The organism is Microcoleus sp. A003_D6, assembly GCF_036702825.1.
Lineage (GTDB): Bacteria > Cyanobacteriota > Cyanobacteriia > Cyanobacteriales > Microcoleaceae > Microcoleus.
On record NZ_JAUBWA010000027.1, the window covers coordinates 19,078 to 36,238 of the forward strand.

Annotated in this window: 18 protein-coding genes; 9 read left to right on the forward strand and 9 right to left on the reverse strand. The window is 43.8% G+C overall.

Annotation, left to right across the window (positions count from 1 at the left end; all coding sequences use genetic code 11):
* Position 1: 1 nt before the first annotated feature.
* From hepT to cas3, 4 genes are all read right to left on the reverse strand, one after another.
* Positions 2 to 433, reverse strand: a complete 432-nt coding sequence (gene hepT / locus QUB70_RS10135) for a type VII toxin-antitoxin system HepT family RNase toxin (protein ID WP_332980040.1) — start codon at positions 431 to 433, stop codon at positions 2 to 4.
* Entirely contained in the window at positions 430 to 879 is a 450-nt protein-coding gene (gene mntA / locus QUB70_RS10140) for a type VII toxin-antitoxin system MntA family adenylyltransferase antitoxin (RefSeq protein WP_332980041.1), read from the reverse strand. Before mntA ends, hepT begins: the two co-directional genes overlap by 4 nt.
* A 211-nt stretch (positions 880 to 1,090) precedes the next feature.
* A complete protein-coding gene (locus QUB70_RS10145; protein WP_332980042.1) occupies positions 1,091 to 1,285 on the reverse strand; it encodes a hypothetical protein in 195 nt (64 codons plus the stop codon).
* A gap of 282 nt (positions 1,286 to 1,567) precedes the next feature.
* The gene (gene cas3 / locus QUB70_RS10150; protein ID WP_332980044.1) at positions 1,568 to 3,763 is read right to left on the reverse strand and encodes a type I-D CRISPR-associated helicase Cas3'; all 2,196 of its coding nucleotides are present in this window, start codon (positions 3,761 to 3,763) and stop codon (positions 1,568 to 1,570) included.
* 97 nt (positions 3,764 to 3,860) lie between these two features.
* On the opposite strand from cas3, the gene QUB70_RS10155 reads away from it, so the two are divergent.
* A complete protein-coding gene (locus QUB70_RS10155; RefSeq protein ID WP_332980046.1) occupies positions 3,861 to 4,727 on the forward strand; it encodes a WYL domain-containing protein in 867 nt (288 codons plus the stop codon).
* A gap of 232 nt (positions 4,728 to 4,959) precedes the next feature.
* Here QUB70_RS10155 and QUB70_RS10160 read toward each other — a convergent pair whose 3' ends face one another.
* On the reverse strand, positions 4,960 to 5,175 hold the full coding sequence (locus QUB70_RS10160) for a hypothetical protein (RefSeq protein WP_332980047.1): 216 nt from the start codon (positions 5,173 to 5,175) through the stop codon (positions 4,960 to 4,962).
* 261 nt (positions 5,176 to 5,436) lie between these two features.
* On the opposite strand from QUB70_RS10160, the gene grxC reads away from it, so the two are divergent.
* Positions 5,437 to 5,751: a glutaredoxin 3 gene (grxC, locus tag QUB70_RS10165; RefSeq protein WP_332980048.1), complete on the forward strand. Its 315-nt coding sequence runs from the start codon at positions 5,437 to 5,439 to the stop codon at positions 5,749 to 5,751.
* Between the two features lie 147 nt (positions 5,752 to 5,898).
* Here grxC and menD read toward each other — a convergent pair whose 3' ends face one another.
* Positions 5,899 to 7,806, reverse strand: coding sequence for a 2-succinyl-5-enolpyruvyl-6-hydroxy-3-cyclohexene-1-carboxylic-acid synthase (gene menD / locus QUB70_RS10170; protein WP_332980049.1), 1,908 nt, complete (start codon positions 7,804 to 7,806; stop codon positions 5,899 to 5,901).
* 73 nt (positions 7,807 to 7,879) lie between these two features.
* On the opposite strand from menD, the gene QUB70_RS10175 reads away from it, so the two are divergent.
* On the forward strand, positions 7,880 to 8,179 hold the full coding sequence (locus QUB70_RS10175) for an antibiotic biosynthesis monooxygenase family protein (RefSeq protein ID WP_332980051.1): 300 nt from the start codon (positions 7,880 to 7,882) through the stop codon (positions 8,177 to 8,179).
* A gap of 359 nt (positions 8,180 to 8,538) precedes the next feature.
* On the opposite strand, the gene QUB70_RS10180 is transcribed toward QUB70_RS10175, so the two are convergent.
* Entirely contained in the window at positions 8,539 to 9,972 is a 1,434-nt protein-coding gene (locus QUB70_RS10180; RefSeq protein WP_332980053.1) for an isochorismate synthase, read from the reverse strand.
* Positions 9,973 to 10,357: 385 nt separating this feature from the next.
* Here QUB70_RS10180 and menA point away from each other — a divergent pair, with 385 nt between their 5' ends.
* The 6 genes from menA to QUB70_RS10210 all read left to right on the forward strand — a co-directional run bounded on the left by menA (position 10,358) and on the right by QUB70_RS10210 (position 15,374).
* Positions 10,358 to 11,254: a 2-carboxy-1,4-naphthoquinone phytyltransferase gene (gene menA / locus QUB70_RS10185; protein ID WP_332980054.1), complete on the forward strand. Its 897-nt coding sequence runs from the start codon at positions 10,358 to 10,360 to the stop codon at positions 11,252 to 11,254.
* Positions 11,255 to 11,396: 142 nt separating this feature from the next.
* Entirely contained in the window at positions 11,397 to 11,642 is a 246-nt protein-coding gene (locus tag QUB70_RS10190; protein WP_332980056.1) for a hypothetical protein, read from the forward strand.
* Between the two features lie 5 nt (positions 11,643 to 11,647).
* Positions 11,648 to 12,058 (forward strand): retropepsin-like aspartic protease family protein, encoded by a 411-nt coding sequence (locus QUB70_RS10195; protein ID WP_332980057.1) that lies wholly within the window; start codon positions 11,648 to 11,650, stop codon positions 12,056 to 12,058.
* Between the two features lie 27 nt (positions 12,059 to 12,085).
* The gene (gene menH / locus QUB70_RS10200; RefSeq protein WP_332980058.1) at positions 12,086 to 12,886 is read left to right on the forward strand and encodes a 2-succinyl-6-hydroxy-2,4-cyclohexadiene-1-carboxylate synthase; all 801 of its coding nucleotides are present in this window, start codon (positions 12,086 to 12,088) and stop codon (positions 12,884 to 12,886) included.
* An 11-nt stretch (positions 12,887 to 12,897) separates the two neighbouring features.
* Entirely contained in the window at positions 12,898 to 13,920 is a 1,023-nt protein-coding gene (locus QUB70_RS10205) for an o-succinylbenzoate synthase (RefSeq protein ID WP_332980060.1), read from the forward strand.
* A gap of 8 nt (positions 13,921 to 13,928) precedes the next feature.
* A complete protein-coding gene (locus QUB70_RS10210) occupies positions 13,929 to 15,374 on the forward strand; it encodes a 2-succinylbenzoate--CoA ligase (RefSeq protein WP_332980061.1) in 1,446 nt (481 codons plus the stop codon).
* Between the two features lie 156 nt (positions 15,375 to 15,530).
* Here the strand turns inward: QUB70_RS10210 and QUB70_RS10215 are convergent, their stop codons facing one another.
* Positions 15,531 to 16,502, reverse strand: a complete 972-nt coding sequence (locus tag QUB70_RS10215) for a putative 2-dehydropantoate 2-reductase (RefSeq protein ID WP_332980063.1) — start codon at positions 16,500 to 16,502, stop codon at positions 15,531 to 15,533.
* Between the two features lie 77 nt (positions 16,503 to 16,579).
* Positions 16,580 to 17,011, reverse strand: coding sequence for an acyl-CoA thioesterase (locus QUB70_RS10220; protein ID WP_332980065.1), 432 nt, complete (start codon positions 17,009 to 17,011; stop codon positions 16,580 to 16,582).
* Positions 17,012 to 17,161: the final 150 nt, after the last annotated feature.

Here is a 17,161-nt window from a genome sequence, read left to right on the forward strand (position 1 = left end):
TCTACTTCCTCCTAGAATTAAGGTATTCAGTGATTTGTTGGATATAGATCGGATATTGATTTAATGCTGCTTGAATACCATTGAATAGCTCTACATAATTTATCTCCAAATATCTGTGAGCTAAAATATTACGGAGTCCTGCTGACAGTGCTAAATCGGTCGCAAGTTCAGGGGTGATAATTCCATATCGTCCAGCCTTGACAAAAGAGTCTTTATTGGAGAGAGGCTGAATATTTTTGTCGCGAGTTAGGATATGCTCGTTGATATCGATCGCAGCTTGAGCAATTAATTCCATAATTCGCTCCGAAATTGTTTTATGGTCAAAACTACTCAAGTAATTTTCTAAACTCATTCCTCGAAAGCGCCTTAATTCCAGAAGATAATTACCAATAAACTCCAATCTGCTTAAAACAACTGTAGGCTCAATACTCATACTAAATCCCATTTTTTCAAAAACAACTCAATTTTATTGCGAAGCTCCCACTCTGTTTGCTTCAGTTCTGAATCGCTCATCAAAGCCTTTTGTTTGAATTTTTCAAATTCTCCCGGTTCGCTTTCATACAAAATTTTCCCATCACGAGCGACAAAATGAGCAATAATTGAGGAGCATCTATTTAACTCAACAACATCAATTTCATCACTATTGATATCAAAAAATTCGCCGAGTTTTTGAGGAACCTCAAACCACGCAAAAGCACGCTCTCCAATGCAAGCTTTCCGTTTGTCTTCATCATAGAGTGTGGCAAAATCCCAGTCACTTTTAGCATGAGTTTGTCCTGTGGCTCTAGAGCCAAACAAAACTAACATTTTGAGGTAAGGGATTTTTTCTTGAAGTCGTGAATCAAGGATCTTCATATCAAATAGAGATTGAGTGTTCATAGCAGTTGTGAAAAATTAGATTATAGAAAGAAAAAGGGAAGCTCCCGCAGAATAAAAGTTCTTCAGAGTTTGCAGTTTTGTTGACAAGTGACTTAACCAGCCATTTTTTGGGGGTTGAGACTACCTATGTCTGTACTTAACGCCGCAAGCTACCGATGAGCTTCCCTTGTGAATGCAGAGACTCTTTCAGAAGTAAAGAGTCTCAATAAAACTAGGCACTCTTGGCTAACGCCATCTGGTAGACGTAAACATTGTGAGCAACGCGAACAGTTTCAATGTCGTACCCGTCATCCTTGCGGAGCGACTCGACAGCCGCACTGAACCTGTGAGTTATGGGTATCAACTCTTCTTTGGAGTGAGGTTTTCCGTCTAACAGAAGTTGCAAAATTCGCTGTTTTTTACTCATGTGAGCCTCCTAACTATATTTATCTGACGCTAACACCTGTCCATCTGCCAAATCAAGGGATCGCTTAAAAATTTAAAGTTCAGACTTATACAACAGTCAAATATGTCAGTATTTACTAAACTTGTCCTCTACCGCGTGTTACCCTTATGGTTTGAGCGGGGTAAGACCAAAAAGATACTTGGTCTAAATCCCTATCAGGGATTGAAACGAATACGTCTGCACTTACTGGCGTAAGCTTCCTCTCCGTCTCACTAACCCAAATCCCTATCAGGGCTTGAGCTTTCAACAAATCCACACCTCACCTCCCTTACTCTTAAGCCGATAGGCGAGAGTATCCAAAAGCAGGGCCGACTGGCCGAATGCTACCGAGTAAGGTGCTCCGGGTTCGTGCCGGCCAGACTCGTCAATTGGGTAAATCTGAAAGTGCATGGGTAATTGCAACCGTTTTTTAGCTTCCTGCACCGGATAGCGGATGACGTAACTCACCAAACCCCGCAATTTCAGCCGCTTGTTAAGTTCATTAACCCAGCGATTTCCCGGCTGCAAAACTTGAATACCCAACAGAACTTGCACTTTCCAAGCATCTGCAACTTCCCCCAAATCTCCGGGATAGATAAATTTCCAATTCATTCGTTCCTCTCGATAAGCTTGCAATTTCATAAATGCTAAACAGCGTTCAAATCGTCCTTTAGGGATGGGTTGACCTGTGCGTTCCGCTGTCTCTTGCAGCAGTCGCATATAAACCGATTCTGTCATAGGTTCAATTTCCAAATTGCTCAAAATTCCCGGCAAATCGTAGGTCTTAAATCGGTCTGCTTCGTTTCTTCGCTCGGTGAGGTCGTACAAACCGCACTGAAGAGAACTAGAACCTCGAAAGCTGCAAGCATCTTCGGCAATGGGATTTCCAGTTTTTTGTTTCGATAACTCCTGCCATTCTATTGCCCATTTCTTGACGCAACCTCTCACCCTTCCCAAACTGGTGTCAAAAACTTGTTCGCAATCTTTCTTAAATGCTTGATGACTTTCTGCAAATTCTTGTTTGATTGTTGGGTGAGCTAATCCTTGGCTGCTGCTGAGCAAAACAGACTGCACACCTGCCCACCGTTTGTAATAGCCTCGGAAATCATTGATTTTGCGGTAGTTGTCGCGGATTTGAGCGTGAAAGTTAGGACGATCGTAAATTCCGCCTACTTCTAGTGGTGCATCTTTTTCTTCAAACAATCTTGCTACTAAAAAATTGGGTGACAGAGCATAAGCTGTAAACTTATTAAATGCTATCATTTTGCCATTTTTTTCGTAACCGTCATGCCGTCCCAGCCTTCCCAGGCGCTGAATAAAACTGCCTGCATCGGCAGATTCAAACATTAAGAAATTAATTTTGAAGTCAACGCCGACATCAATGGTGCTAGTTCCCAAAACTAAGTCAGCTTCGAGCGATCGCTCTTTATCCCCTTTCCCTGTCAAGCTCGTGTTTTCCTCAACTCTGAGAGTATACAATAATTCCTTAAATTTGGGAGTGAGACGCTTGACGGCTGCAATTGAATTGAGAATAATCGCTCCTTTACTACCCGGATGCTGCTGAAAATAATCAGCGATTAAATTGCGATTTTCCCAAAGCCAAGTTTCCGTAGCTTGATAGGTAGGTTCCAGAGAAATGAAAGTTAAAGAAATTGCTCGCGATACTTGTCGCCATCCCTCTGCTTGTAATTCAAGATTTTGGCTGGCTGTATTTGGAAACAGATATTTGTTCTCTGTCAGCGGATCGATGATCTTCGGTTGAAAACCAGCTTTCTGTAAAAGCTGAATTAATTGTTCATCTGGTGTTGCTGACAGAAATAGATACTTTTTGCGGCGGTTGGTGTGCTTAATCAACAGCATCGTGTTGATTATGCTGGCAGTTTGCGGAGCCGTGCAAACGTGAAATTCATCAATAATGAATAACTCGAATCTAGTATCGATCGGACTCCACAGCTTATTCGGACTATCTTTGGGAGTTAAATAAGCGTGGCGGTGCAAGTAGTGAAAAATGTCAGGATTAGTAAGAATTATTTCAGATTGCTGAGTGCGAGTGGCGATCGCTTCCCATTTTTTGATGTTTTCACTTTCGGCGTAAATTTCTAACTCCGGGCCACTCAGTCTCGAAACTCGCAATTCATCAACGAGTTTAAATAGCTCAAGGTATTGCTTAATTTGGATTTCTTGGTCGCGAGCTAGTTCATTTGTTGGGTACAGTCCAATGACATTGTAATACCCTTGGAGTATTCCTTGGAGAAGTGTTTCTAGATAAGCGGCTAAACTTTTACCGTCGCCAGTCATCGCGGTATTGATAATTACATCAATATTCGGATCGCGAATTGCTTTTAAAGTTTCGAGTTGATGCCAAGAAAGTGTCCAACCTTCCGGTAATTTGACTCCCTGGGGAATCTCCGCAGCGGGACAGGAGTAAACGGATTTGAGGGTAATCTGGTAGTCGGACATATGCTGAAAGTGTGTCCGTAGAAAGTGGATATTCCCCATATTGACACCGACAATAGAGATAATCAACCCTGTATCAAGATAAAGTGTCCGTACATTTATGAGTCGCAAAGGTCAATCGATCACCCTGTCGGTTTCTGAACGAGATAAAACTGAGTTGGAAGCCTTGGCGCAAGAATTCGGGAAGACGTGGGGCGATCGCCCGAACATATCCAAACTGATAGAAGCGATCGCCCGCCGCCAACTGACGATCGCCCCCAACCACGACTGGCCACAAACTCACATCCAAGCCCTAGACATCGCCCGACAGCAATTGCTTGACTTGGGCAAAATTGATGAAGCGCTGGCCCTTGCTCAATTGTTGAGTTCTCGCAGCGAACTAACTCTCCCTTTCCGGGCTGAAATCGATCGGTTTTTGAGCAACCCATTACCTGCTTGGCGGCAAAAAATCGATAATTTTATCCACAGAAACCAACCATTTCGCCTTTCCTATCGAGATGCAGCCGATCGACTTTGGAATTACACAGTCTTACACGCGAAAATGATCCCTATTGAAAAGCGGCAATATTTAGTGTGTCGCTGTGAAGAATCGGAGGGCAACCAGGATGTATTGGGACTCGAACACAACTGGACGCTACTCCTCGATCGCATTGAAGATGCTGCGGTGATTTCGGTCGATCAACCTTGGCTGCCGGATCTAGACAGGATTTCCGTAGAGTTTCACTTATTGGGCAGGCTTGCCTTTAACTACAGACGAAAGCAAGGCGATGTGGAAGTCAGCGACTTAGAAGGAGATCCGCCAATGAGACGAGTCACCCGTGAGATTTTCAATACTTTCTGGTTTTTCCGCGAACTTGCCCCCTATTGGGAAGATTGCGTCATTGTCTCTCCAGACAGCGTGCGCGATCGATTCCAACAAAAACTGATCGCCCTCTGCCGCCAGTACAACCTGGAAATCCGCGATTAGAACACGAGATCAAGGACACGGCAATGCCGTTTCCCTACGGAAATAACAGATTAGCCGTCCAAAAAAAAAGCAGCCTTTACAGGCTGCTTTGACAAAAAAACCGTTGTTGAGTTAGAGGAGAAAACTTTTAAATCGAATTCAAATTACCGCTGTTTCAACTCCTGCCTGAGTTTCCACTATCTTTATCTACCGCTGACTCACCTTGCCTTCAGAACAAAACTTCAAATCCCGATTACATTGCTGCTGAAAGTTCGTTCACCATTTTCACCCGGCCTCTGAGCACTGCCCGCAGCAGGCGGTTGACACAGCCTCTATCTTCGTCATTGAGGGACTCGTCCAAGGTGGCGGCCATCAAACCGTAGCGATCGGCTAAAGTTAAAACGCCTGTGTCGCTTACAGAAGCGATGATTTCAGAGATAGCGCCGGGGAGGAGTTGTAAAGCGTTCATGGCAGTGCGGTTGAATTCGATATATTCATAATCCCTTGGTTTCCCGAAAAGATCAGTGATATTAAGGAGGTTCCGAAGGTGATTATTTGGGGTGTACGTAAGTGATCCTAGTTGAGTGAATGTGTGACGCGAATCACAGCGCCACAGGTAGCCGCGGGCAATTCCATAGCAGCCTAACCTTTGGTAGGACGCGGGACTGATGGCGTTTCGCTAAAATGATTTAATCCCCCAACCAGTTTAATTTTTACCCCAGTACCGAAAATGCTTGATTTTCTCAATCCCATCTTGGGTCGCAAGCCCGATCGCATCAAAGCCAATGTGGAAATCTATACTTGGCAAACCTGTCCCTACTGCATCCGCGCCAAAACTTTGCTGTGGTGGAAAGGCGTAAATTTCACGGAATACAAAATTGATGGCGACGAAGCAGCTAGAAAAGCAATGGCCGATCGCGCTAACGGACGCCGCAGCGTACCCCAAATTTTCATTAACAACCAACACGTAGGCGGCTGCGATGACATTCACAAACTCGATGCAGATGGACAGTTAGATCCGCTGCTAGCTCAACCAGCAGTTTAAACTGAGATATTGCTGCATTCCCAAGAACAGGCTTTCCGGCCTGTTCCACAAAGAGTGAATTTTCTGCTTGTGGGGTGGGCATCTTGCCTGCCCTTTTTGGACGGGCGGGACGCCCATCCCACAATAACAATTAAAATTGTAAGTTATTTAATTCGCGATCCTTAGATTGTCTTGCCGCCATTTAGCATCCGATCGCCTGTCTGTTTGCAATTCTAAGACGCGAATCCCGCTATTTGGCAAAAAACTTAATTTTTGTTTGAACTGTTGCCAATCGTCAATTACCTCGTGTTCCGCGCCGTAAGTTGCACACAACTGAGCAAAATTGATATGCTGCGGCGTGGCAAAAAACTCTTCAAAGGGCGGGTCAAATTTGGCAACTGGCAACATTTCAAAAATCCCGCCGCCGTCGTTATTAATTAATATGATTGTCAAATGACCGACAAATTTATTTTTAATTAAAAAACCGTTTGTATCGTGCAAAAGTGTTAAATCGCCTGTTAGCATGATGCTGCTTTGATTGCGGTGAGCAACTCCCAAAGCTGTTGATAATGTGCCGTCTATACCGTTAGCTCCGCGATTGAAAAACGGTTTGATTTCTAAGTTGTTTGGCTTCCAGAAAAACTCTACATCTCGGACGGGCATACTGTTGGCAATAAATATCGGTGTTGCTGGCGGCAAAATTTGGGAAAGCACCCAGGAAACTTTGGGTTCGATTATGTTGTTAATTTCTGATATTTTTTGGTCTATTGTTTCTCTGACTTGGATTTCGGTGTTGCGCCAAAGTTGGAGGTATTCGTGTGATGGAGAGGTTGGAACCCCCCCTAACCCCCCCTTGCTAAGGGGGGGGATTTGAGTTGACTCGCCCTTGTTTAGGGGGGGGATTTGAGGGGAGATATTAGTGGTAGCAGGGGCTAGATCCCCCCCTAACCCCCCCTTAATAAGGGGGGGGACAAGAGTTAATATAGTTGCGAGATTAGTTGCGAGATGTTCTACGGAGGTTCGTAGGTGAATTGTTTTGCCGTGTAGGGGATCGAAGTTGTGGTGGCTGGGGTCGATTATGTAGCGTTTGGGTTGGGTTTTGTCTAGCCAGTTTCGCAGTTCTTTGCTTGTGGGTAAGTCTCCGATTTGAATGGCGATTTCTGGGGTTAATTTATCTGCTAGTTCGCGGTTTCGCAGGATTAAATCGTAGGTGGAAATTAGATGGGGGTTTAGTTGGGCGTAGTTTCTGACTGGGGATAGTCCTTCTGCTAAAACTGGCCAGTTTAATAATTGGGAAATTTGGGCGATCGCACTACAGTATTTTTCGGCAAATTGAGGCTGGGAAACGCCTGCAATAATTATCCCTTTGCTGCACTTTTGCCATTGTTGCATGGTACTTTCTTCTGCCCCCCTTAACAAGGGGAGGCTGGGGCGGGTAGAGCTTTCTTCTGCGAAAATTGCTTCTAATCCTGCAAAGAAATCTTCGGGATTAAATTCTGTTTCTAAAGCTTCTACGGCTATGTCTGGAACGGGTACAAGCGGGTCGCGAAAGGGGATGTTGAGGTGGACGGGGCCTGGTGTTGGAAATTGCGATCGCTCCCAAGCATACACGATCGTCTGCCGCAGATAGTCTAGCATTCCTCTGGACGCAGAAGGTATCGCTAATTCGGCTTGCCAGTTGGGATAATTGCCGTATATTTTAACTTGGTCGATCGCTTGTCCGGCGTGACAGTCCCGCAGTTCGGGAGGTCGATCGGCGGTGAATATTAGCAGGGGAATTCGACTTTCTCTGGCTTCTATTATCGCCGGATAAAAGTTGGCTGCGGCGGTTCCCGATGTGCAAATTAGTGCGGTTGGCAAATAGGATTTTTTGGCGGTTCCTAATGCAAAAAAGCTGGCTGAACGTTCGTCGAGTATGGGAATAGTTTCTATTTTTTTGTTTTGAGCAAAAGCTATTGTTAGCGGCGCCGATCGCGAACCGGGACAAATCACGGCAGTAGTTAATCCCAGTCGTTGCAATGTCTCTGCTAATACGGAAGCCCAGACGGTATTTGTGTTGCGAAAATCTATTGGCATTGCTAAATCTCAGTAGCTCAACTCTGTATTGTGCTACGATATTATACCCAAATAATTGTCAGGATACATTTTTATGATTCTTGAGGCGGTTGTGCTGAATGTCAAATCTGGCTGTGAGGGGGATTTTGAGATAGCTTTTAGAGAAGCCTCCAGTCTGATATCGTCTATAGATGGATATTTATCTCACGAACTTCATCGCTGCACAGAAGTTCAAGGAAAATATCTATTATTGGTGAGATGGGAAAATTTAGAAGCTCATACAATTAGATTTAGGAATTCTGCTGAATATCAAGAGTGGAAAAGAATGCTTCACCATTTTTACGATCCTTTTCCCATAGTAGAACATTTTGAGGAAGTGAAAATTAAACATTAGACCTCTTGCAAAAATCCTTTTAATCAAATTCTGGAACGGGCAAGATGCCCATTCCACAAGAAAAAAAAATTTGTGGGATGGGCATCTTGCCCGTCCTAGTTATTTTTGCAAGAGGTCTATTAACATGACTTACGCATTCCAACCAAAGAAACCGGGTTTTTACGGAATATTCAGGCTAGAATGCGTCTTTTCGTAAAAAACCCGGTTTCTGGGTTCGGATTAAAATTAGACCTCTTGCAAAAATCCTTTCATCAATTGATGGGACGGGCTCTCCGGCCCATCCCACAAGAAAAAATAACTCTTGTGGGACGGGCATCTTGCCCGTCCTAATTATTTTTGCAAGAGGTCTATTAGCTGAATTAAACTAAAGCATTTAAAAGTGCCTGCAATTTGAGCTGAATTTCTGCTAGTTCTTTCTCTGGTTCCGAACCCGCGACAATACCAGCACCAGCATAAAGTATAGCCCGATCGCCATCGATTAAAGCCGATCGAATTCCCACGGCAAATTCGCCGTTGCCGCTGCTATCGATCCAGCCGAGGGGTGCTGCATACAGAGAGCGATCGCAGCTTTCGCAGCCGCGTATTTGCTGTAGGGCAATATCTCTCGGTACCCCCGCCACCGCTGGCGTTGGATGCAGTTGAGCTAAAATCTTTAATAAATGAATATCACGGGGAATTCTAGCCCTTATGGGTGTCCACAAGTGCTGAATGTTTGACAGTTGCAGCAGCCTGGGAACCGGGGAAAAGTCGGGATTGATACCGAGACTCGACAGGCGATCGACTATAAAATCAATTACAACTCGATGTTCTCGAATATCCTTTTCGCTGTTGAGTAAACCTTTGCCTAAATTCGCATCTTCCGCTTCATTTTTCCCCCTCGGTGCCGAACCGGCTAAAGCATCTGTTACTAACTCATTTTTGTGAATGCTGATTAAGCGTTCTGGACTGGCGCCGATAAAATTTTGACCTTGGCCGTTACTGGTAGAAAATACGTAGCAACCGGGATAAGTAAGGCGCAAGTTATTTAAGGAGTCTATTAAACTAAAAGGGGTTTGGGAAATGACATTTATTGCTTGGGACAAAACAATCTTACTGAAATATTGAGAGTGGATCAATTCTAAGGCCGAGTTGACCGATGTTTTAAATTGAGCAGCATCATTCACAGGGATTTGTTTTAAAAATATCGAACTGTTGCCGATCGAAGTTATTTTTTTGTAGGTGGAAGACGCAATCTTATCAAGATTTTTCAAAATATTGTCAGTAATAAGCTTAACATTTATATCTCGGTTGATGATGGCATTTGCCACAATTGTGCAGCTATCTTTCAGGCGAGTAATCTGCCATTTTGGTAAAAATACAGTGCCAGGGGGAAAGTAAGAATGGGTGGCGACATTCTCATCGAAAAAAGCAAAGCTACAAAAAAAGTGCGGCCCGCTGAAGGGCAAGCGTTCTGTACCGATGGTAATTGTTCGGGCCAGACAAGATTGAATAAAATTTTGAGCGAGGGTAAATCGATCGCTTCCGGCTACTGTTAGATGGATTGCCGAATCTAGGGCGGCGATCGCAAAACTGTTGCCGGAAATCGGGTCTCTTTTTTCAAAGTAAAAGTGCCGCTGGCAAGGTTCGGAAATCTCTTGAAGTACAACTAGCGGATCGACGGGGGCAATCTCCTGAGAAATACTAACTATCTTTGTTTGATCTTTTTCGGTTAAAGACTGCTGGCAATCTAACAGAAACTGATGCAGTTGATTGCGGTCTTGTAAAAGATTAGCGCGGTGCGGTATTACTGTCATGAAAGCGAGAATAGCAGATTTGTCAGAAAGAGTGCGGTTTTGTCCCGCTAGAACCCCTATTTCGATCTAAGCACGGGAGGGCGATCGCAAAACATGACCTTTCGAGTTTCCCGGAAAGTTTGGGCTCAGCGGCGGGCCGAAAACAGACGATTGCGCGATCGATCGAAACATTTAGACATAAAACTTTAAGATTGAGCGGCTAAATCTCGACTCTCATGCGATCGACCCCGCAGAGGTTTGCAGGCGGGCATTACCGGGCGCGCGATCGCCCGCAAAGCGTCTCAACGGATGCCCCCCGCGCACTCAACCCGATACAGAGTAGAATTTCTTCACCAATAAAATTGTAAAATTACTAAGCTGCTATCAATTGAATCAAGTTTGTGTGATGACAACAAAGTTAATTGAACGTCCAAATAGTAAATTGTGGCTGGCGGCAATCAAGCCGCCCATGTACAGCGTTGCGGTGATTCCTATTTCAGTAGGAACTGCAATTGCTTTTGCCGAAACTCAAACGATTAATTCGTCCATTTTTTCGACATTTTTAATTTCAGCCATTTTGATTATAGCATGGCTGAATCTCAGCAATGATGTCTTTGACTCGGAAACAGGCATCGATAAAAACAAAGCGCATTCTCTAGTTAACTTAACCGGAAATAAAGCTTTAATTTTCTGGCTGGCAAATCTGTTTTTAGCAATTGGAGTGTCGGGAATCTGCGCCATAAGCTGGTGGCAAAAAGACCCAACAGTAATTTTGCTGGTAGTTTTGTGTTGCGCCCTTGGCTACACTTATCAGGGGCCGCCTTTTCGTCTTGGCTATCAGGGTTTAGGGGAAATCATCTGCTTTTTCACCTTTGGGCCGCTAGCCTTCGCTGCTGCTTATTACAGTCAGACTCAAACTTGGTCTGCCACTAATTTTGCGGCTTCGGCAATCGTGGGAATTACTACGAGTATCATCTTATTTTGTTCTCACTTTCATCAAGTTGAGGACGATTTAGCGGCGGGGAAAAAATCGCCAATTGTTCGACTCGGTACGAAAAAAGGTGCTCAGTTGTTGCAGTGGTTGTGCGGCAGCGTTTATGCTTTGACTGTGCTATTTGTGGCTTTGGGAATGTTCCCAATTTGGACGCTGTTGATTTTTGGGAGTTTGCCATTTGCGATCGACCTTTGCCGCCATGTCACAGACTATCACGACCAACCGGGAAAGGTCAGCAACTCTAAGTTTATCGCAGTCACGCTGCATTTTTCGAGCGGATTGCTGCTGGCGTTGGGGTTTGTTTTGTAGATCGGGCGATCGGGAATTCCGGTAAAATGGAGGTATGGTTTGCTAAGTTGAGGGAGTTGGCAGAGTTGAGTAACTTCTCAAAATCTTGTTTAATTTAGCAATCCGTACCTCACATTGAATCGTAAAAAAGGAGAATCAAAGCATGAGTACGCAAGTAGAAATTGACAAAATCCTCAGCCTAGAAGAAATCATCCACTTATATCCTAGCGAGTGGGTGCTAATTGCTTACACTGAACTGGATGAGGATTTGAATGTAATTAGAGGTGAAGTTTTAGCACACTCACCGGAGCGCGATTTGCTTTACAATAATGCTTTGTCAAGGAAGGGAAAAGCGGTGGCAATAGAATACACTGGCCCTATCCCTGAAGACTTAGCAGCTATGTTGTAACAAAAATGCCAGATTATCAAAAAGCTTATCGCTTGTTGCGTCACGGACTAAATTTGCTCGCGGTACAAGCAACCATTGGTGGAAATAATGGTGAGGCTACTGAGTATCGGGTGCGTTTATTGGTGGATACGGGAGCCAGCTACACAATATTGCCAGTTAAAACATTAGAGGATTTGGGTTACGATACGCGCAATCCTCTCCGCAGGCAAGAAATCTTTACAGGTCAAGGAAGAATCTATGTTCCTGTAATTAATGTATCTTGGTTTAATTGCGTGGGTCAACTAATAGAAAATTTTGACGTATTTGCCCACGATATACCGCCAAATGTTCGTATAGATGGTCTTCTCGGTATGGACTTTCTCACTCGTTTTCAGGCAGTTATCTCTGTTGGCGATGCGGAAATTAGATTTCAGTAAATACGGCAATTATAGTAATAATTGTATATGGAGATATTTAAAAATTATCAATTTTACTATTCCTTAACTGGTAACAGAAATCAGCCCTTAATTTTATTTTTGCACGGATTCACTGGCAAGAGTCAAGACTTTAGCAGGGTCATTCCCTTACTTTCTAACAGTTATTGCTGCTTAGCAGTTGACCTTCCCGGTCACGGAAAAACCCAAGTCAGCGGCGACGAAAGTTGCTACAATATGCCAAATACCGCCCAAGCATTGATACAGTTATTAGACGATCTACAAATAGACAAATGTTTGTTGTTGGGCTATTCAATGGGCGGGCGATTGGCACTTTACATTACATTACATTTTCCTGAAAGATTCGAGAAAGTAGTGTTAGAGTCAGCTTCTCCGGGATTGAAGACAGAAAAAGAGCGATCGCACCGCCGGGAAGCCGATTTACAGTTAGCACAAAAGCTGGAAAATAGCAACATTAAAGATTTTTTATTAAACTGGTACGATCGCCCTTTATTCAAATCTTTAAAAAATTCTCCTAATTTCGACAAACTCATAGAAACCCGCTTAGCAAACAATCTTTTAGAATTAGCCAAATCGCTCCGCAACATGGGAACCGGCAACCAGCCCTCTCTCTGGGAAAAACTCCCACAAAATCAAATCCCCATCCTCTTGCTAGCTGGAGAATATGATGATAAATTTACAACTATAAATACCGAAATTGCCAAATTGTGTCCTGCCGCTAGTCTGGAAATTGTACCAACAACTGGTCACAATATTCATTTTGAAAATATTGATACGTTTGTCGCACTTGTGAGACAATTTTATGATTAACTAAAAAACTAATGCTTTATCAATTCGAGTTTCGCACTTATCAGCGAAAATTTAAGCGTCCATTGCGAACAAGTCACGGAATCTGGGATATTCGCGAAGGAATTATCCTGCGACTTGTGGGCGAAAATAATCGAATTGGTTGGGGAGAAATTGCTCCTTTGAGTTGGTTTGGTTCCGAAAGTTTTGAGCAAGCTTTAGATTTTTGTAACTCGCTGCCGGCTAATCTTTCAGAAGAGATGATTTTCGCTATTTCCGCTGAATTACCCGCTTGTCAATTTGGCTTTGAGTCGGCACTATCAAATGAGACAAATTCACCCCCCCCAGCCCCCCCTTGCCAAGGGGGGGAGCAAATCGGAAATTTAATTTACCCTTGCGAAGGCGAGAAAACGCTGAGTCGGTTCAGCGGTTTGTTGCCAGCAGGAGAAGCGGCTTTGTCGGCTTTGCAAGTGCTTTGGCTAGAGGGATATCGAACGTTTAAATGGAAAATTGGTGTTGCTGCAATTGAACAAGAATTAAAGATTTTTCAGCAGTTAGTAAAAGCAATAGACAATTTGTGCGATCGCGAAAAAGCATTTTTGCGGTTAGACGCCAACGGGGGACTCAGTTACTCGCAGGCTAAAACATGGCTGGAAGCTTGCGACAATGTTTTAGAAATTCCTGACTTTTCCGTAAAGATTGAATTTTTAGAACAGCCGTTATCTGTCACACAATTTGAGGAAATGCTAGCATTGAGTGCTGTTTACAAAACTCCGATCGCCCTTGATGAATCTGCCGCCAACCTCGATCGCATCCAAGAGTGCTACAGCCAAGGCTGGCGGGGCATTTTCGTCATTAAACCTGCGATCTGCGGTTCTCCATCCCAACTGCGGAAATTTTGTCAAACTCACAATATAGACGCTGTTTTCTCATCCGTATTTGAAACTCAAATAGGCAGACAAGCAGCATTGAATTTAGCAAGAGAATTGTCTCCTAATTCTAGAGCATTAGGGTTCGGTACTAATGACTGGTTCGACGATAATCAAGAAACTTGGTAAAAGCATCTATGACAGCAAATTTAACAACAAATATTCTGGATATCGCGTCTGGCTTGCCTGATAATTGGCTTATCGGTTGTGACAGTCGCGAATTTGCCCGAATTGTCGATCGGCTATTTCAAGAAATCACCCAAAATCAAGCACAGAAAACACCCCCAAAGATTTGCATCGCAGAACCAGAACCCGTGCAATTTCTTGCCAGTTTCACCGCCGCCCGCGCCGCCAAATGCCCCATTTTTCTCTGCAATCCCAACTGGGTAAAATCGGAATGGGAACAAGTCTTTGATTTAGTCCAACCCGACATATTTTTAGGACAATACCCGCTTCCCAACAATCCCCATATCCCAGTCCGCGAAGGCGGACTTCGTTTGTATAGCCGCGAATTCCATTCGCCCGAATTCCATTCGCCGGCTAAAAACGGTTTTGATACGATAATGATTCCCACCGGCGGTTCTTCAGGAAAAATTCGTTTTGCCATCCACACTTGGGAAACACTAACGGCATCAGTACAAGGTTTTCAACAATATTTTCAAGTTGACAAAATTAACTCGTTCTGCGTTTTACCCTTATACCACGTCAGCGGTTTAATGCAATTTATGCGATCGTTTAATAGCGGCGGACAACTGGCAATTCAGCCATTTAAAGAATTAGAAAATGGTAAAAAATGCGATATCGAACCCGAAGAATTTTTCATTTCCTTAGTTCCAACTCAACTGCAACGGCTGCTGCAAAACCCAGATACAGCTAATTGGCTGGGACGGTTTCGTGCCGTACTTTTGGGTGGTGCTCCCGCTTGGCCGGAACTTTTAGAAACAGCTAGAAACGATCAAATCAAATTAGCGCCCAGTTACGGCATGACAGAAACTGCCTCGCAAATTGCTACACTAAAACCCGAAGATTTTCTCGCGGGCAATAACAGTTCCGGTCAAACTTTACCCCATGCTAAAATAACTATTCGCAGTGCCAAAGGCGAGATTTTGTGCGATAATCAAATAGGAAATATTGCGGTAAATGCTAAATCTTTGGCGTTGGGTTATTATCCTGAACAATTTGGCGATCGCGAATATTTCCAATTAGACGATGTGGGATTTTTTGATAAAAATAACTGCTTAAATATCGTCGGACGCAGCAGCGACAAAATTATCACAGGCGGAGAAAATGTATTTCCGGCGGAAGTTGAAGCCGTTGTGCGATCGACTAATTTAGTTGCGGATATTGCTGTAATTGGCTTGCCAGACAAAAATTGGGGTCAAGTCGTTACGGCTATCTACGTTCCCGCTAATTCCGAAGTTACTGTCAAAAATCTGCAAGCGGCAATAGAAGATAAGTTGAGCAAGTTTAAGCGTCCTAAACATTGGATTTTTGCGGAACAATTGCCGCGCAATTCTCAAGGCAAAGTCAATCGAGAACAATTGCAAAAAATTGCGATCGTGTCATCCCCGGTGAATCGATAGTATTGAGCGGATTTGACGGGCTCTCCGGCCCATCCCACAAGAGTTATTTTTTCTTGTGGGATGGGCATCTTGCCCGTCCTAATTATTTTTGCAAGAGGTCTAATATCTACAACACCAGTGAGAAATCTCACAAACCCGGCCCCGCCCAATTCCCAATTACGACAAACCTAACAGCCTTCTCCTCCTCTCTGCTTCTTGTTTTTGAACATCCACAAACTTCAACATTCGGTAAAGTACCTCTATTTGGGGCAGCTTAATACCTGCTTGTTCAGCCACCCTTATCGGATTACCAAAAATTGCCTCAACTTCTAGCGGACGCGATTCATCGTAATCGATTTTCATGCTCGTGCGGTAAGGCTTCATTTTCTGAGTGTATTCGAGCATCTGTGGGATAAAGTCATCGGGAATAATGCGATCGCAACTTTTGGCTCCCGCTATCACTTCCCCCATGATTTCCTCAACTAAAATCAGAGTATCGGGATTAGCCATCAGTTGGTCAGTTCTCGCATCCAACACTACAGACAGCCCGTTATAAGGAATATTCCAAACCAGCTTTTTCCACCTTGATAACAGCAAATCTTCGCTCATTTTAATAGGGATATGAGCAAGTTTAAAATCCCCAGTAATTTGGTGCATTCTATTAGTAATACCCATTGCTTTGTAGTCTTGGGCATATTCTCCTAGCGTGATATTGCCGTAATCTAGGTGGCAGATGTGACCGGGCCCAACTTTATAAGAACAGAGAAAACACAGGCCGCCAACCACTCGTTCTGCACCGACAATTTTAGCTACTTCCGGTTCTGTATTCAATCCATTTTGCAATACTAAAACCGCGCCGTTATCCTTTAATAAATGAGGCAAAATTTTGGGCAACAAGTGATTTTGAGTTGTTTTCAGCGCTACAATTACTACGTCGCACTGAGGCATTTTGTGCGCGTCGCGGTAGGCGCGGACGTGGGGGAGGGTGAAGTCGCCTTCGGGAGACTCGACAATCAAACCGTGTTTTTTGACGCGATCGTAATCGCTGCGCAGCAAAAAATTGACTTCTAAACCTGCTTGTTGCAGTCTAGCACCGTAAAATCCGCCTAAAGCTCCCGTGCCGACAATGGCATAATTGCGATTTGACATAATATCAAAAACTCAGAAATAATTATCAACAACACAGAAATTTGACGGTCATTCCCTGCTATTATTTAAAGATAAAACTAATCTGAAATCTCAATCTCAAATTTCCTCATCCACTGCATCAAGTCTTCAGATAGCTGTTTTCTATTTCGGCTAACTGCATTGATGGAGACGTGCTTAGTCAGAGCTTTAGCAGCGCTTTTTCCTGCAAGTTCCCCCGCCGCCAAAAATACTTGATAGGCAATTTCAAATTCATCGCCAGTAACTTGTTTGGGTGTTAATTGAATCATCAGCCGATCGCCCGCAAACATGGGGCGATAAAAATCTACACTAGCATGAATTATGGGAAAGGCAACCTCGGGATTGCTGAAAAAGGCTTTGAGATTGATTCCCGATGCTGCTAGAGATGCCTCGTAAGCTTCGTGGCACATCGCCAAAACGTTAGCAAAGTAAACGACTCCGGCAGCATCGGTATCTTGAAAGCGAACAGTGCGGGTGTAAGTAAAAGGCATTTAAAGCCGTTTTGAGTTTTGACAGTCTTGGACGCAGAAATCGGTTTTTTTGTCTGAGTGTGGGAAAGCCTCTAGGACTGTTATGAGTTTTGAATTCAAAATATTGTTTTGATTTAATTCAAAACTCATAACTCTTTCCCTCGCGCTAAT